The 2,485-nt window shown below is 58.7% G+C and carries 1 protein-coding gene; it reads right to left on the bottom strand.

Annotated elements, in window-relative coordinates; genetic code table 11:
* The coding region (locus tag GNF76_RS29410; RefSeq protein ID WP_343037858.1) for an immunoglobulin-like domain-containing protein at window positions 1–2,485 on the bottom strand (2,485 nt) is incomplete at both ends.

Here is a 2,485-nt window from a genome sequence, read left to right as displayed (position 1 = left end):
CACCGTCAGCGGGTTGGTGATGTTGGTCACTGCAACGCCGTTTTTGTCTACCAGGCTGGCGGTGTAAACAATATTGCCGCCTTCGCCGATGGTGGTGGTGGCGGTCAGGACCACATCGACCTTGTCGATGGTGTCGTTGATAACGGTGGTCGCACCGTCGCCCGCTACAACCAGCTTCTCGAAGTTGCCGCCAGTGGTGTCAGTGATCTTGACGGTTTGGGTGCTCTTGTCGATGAACACGTCATCGCCAGGGGCGGCCACGGTCACCGAGCCAACGGTCTCACCCTGCTTGATGGTGATGGTGGAACCGTTATCCAGCTTCAGCGTGACGTCGGTGCCCGCTTTGTTGGAAAGCGTGGCGGTGTAAGTAATCTGACCACCTTCGTTGACGGCATCAGGTGCGGTCAGCGTGACAGTGGTGGTGTTTTCAGTGCCCGGAGTATCGGTCACAGTGGTGGTGACAGGCGTGGTGCCTGGAACCAGATTTTCGTAATGCTCACCACCGGCTACCTTGGTGATGGCGGTGGTGACAGTCTGGTCGCCTTTGTACACATCATCAGGTGCCACAACCGAAACGGTGCCGCTCGATTGGTTCACACCAATGGTGATGGTTTGGCCGTTGTCCAAAGTCACCGTCAACGGATTGGTGATGTTCGTCACTGCCGCGCCGTTTTTATCCACAAGGCTGGCGGTGTAAACGATGTTGCCGCCTTCGCCCACGGTGGTGGTGGCGGTCAGGACCACATCGACCTTGTCGATGGTGTCGTTGATAACGGTGGTCGCACCGTCGCCCGCTACAACCAGCTTCTCGAAATTGCCGCCAGTGGTGTCGGTGATCTTGACGGTCTGGGTGCTCTTGTCGATGAACACGTCATCGCCAGGGGCGGCCACAGTGACCGTGCCTGCGGTTTCGCCGGCCTTGATGGTGATGGTGGAGCCGTTATCCAACTTCAGCGTGACGTCAGTGCCTGCTTTGTTGGAGAGCGTGGCGGTGTAAGTAATCTGACCACCTTCGTTGACGGCATCAGGTGCGGTCAGCGTGACAGTGGTGGTGTTTTCGGTACCCGGTGTGTCAGTCACGGTGGTGGTGACCGGTGTGGTCCCCGGAACCAGATTTTCGAAGTGCTCGCCGCCGGCTACCTTGGTGATAGCCGTGGTGACAGTCTGATCGCCTTTGTACACATCATCAGGTGCCACAACCGAAACGGTGCCGCTGGACTGGTTTACACCAATGGTGATGGTATGGCCGTTATCCAGCGTGACGGTCAACGGGTTGGTGATATTGGTCACCGCCGCGCCGTTTTTATCCACAAGGCTGGCGGTGTAAACGATCTGGCCGCCTTCGCCCACAGTAGTGGTCGCCGTCAGGACCACATCGACCTTGTCGATGGTGTCGTTGATGGTGGTAGTTGCGCCATCGCCTGCTACGACGAGCTTCTCAAAGTTGCCGCCAGCGGTGTCGGTGATCTTGACGGTCTGGGTGCTCTTGTCGATGAACACGTCATCGCCAGGGGCGGCCACAGTGACCGTGCCTGCGGTTTCGCCGGCCTTGATGGTGATGGTGGAGCCGTTATCCAGCTTCAGCGTGACGTCAGTGCCCGCTTTGTTGGAGAGCGTGGCGGTGTAGGTGATCTGCCCACCTTCGCTCACTTCCGACGGAGCCGTCAGGGTTACGGTGGTGGTGTTCTCGGTGCCCGGAGTATCCGTGACGGTGGTAGTGACTGGCGTGGTGCCTGGCACCAGATTTTCGTAATGTTCGCCACCGGTCACGCCTTTGATGGCGGTGGTGACGGTTTGATCGCCTTTGTACACATCGTCTGGCGCTACAACCGAAACCGTGCCGCTGGACTGGTTTACACCAATGGTGATGGTCTGGCCGTTATCCAGGGTGACGGTCAGCGGGTTGGTGATGTTGGTCACCGCATTACCCGCCTTGTCGACCAGGGACGCGGTGTAAACGATGTTGCCGCCTTCGCCCACGGTGGTGGTGGCGGTCAGGACCACATCGACCTTGTCGATGGTGTCGTTGATAACGGTGGTTGCACCGTCGCCCGCTACAACCAGCTTCTCGAAATTGCCGCCAGTGGTGTCAGTGATCTTGACGGTCTGGGTGCTCTTGTCGATGAACACGTCATCGCCCGGCGCCGCTACGGTCACCGAACCCACGGTTTCACCTTGTTTGATGGTGATGGTGGAACCGTTGTCGAGTTTCAGCGTGACGTCGGTGCCAGCCTTGTTGCTCAAGGTCGCGGTGTAGGTGATCTGGCCACCTTCATTGACGGCATCAGGTGCGGTCAGCGTGACGGTGGTGGTGTTATCGGTACCCGGAGTATCCGTGACGGTGGTGCTGACCGGCGTTGTGCCAGGTACCAGGTTCTCAAAGTGCTCGCCGCCGGCTACCTTGGTGATAGCCGTGGTGACAGTCTGGTCGCCTTTGTACACATCGTCTGGCGCTACAACCGAAACCGTGCCGCTCGACTGGTTC

The sequence above is a fragment of the Pseudomonas spelaei genome (genome assembly GCF_009724245.1).
GTDB lineage: Bacteria > Pseudomonadota > Gammaproteobacteria > Pseudomonadales > Pseudomonadaceae > Aquipseudomonas > Aquipseudomonas spelaei.
The sequence above is the reverse complement of the archived record's forward strand: the minus strand, read 5'-3'. Positions and strand labels throughout refer to the sequence as shown.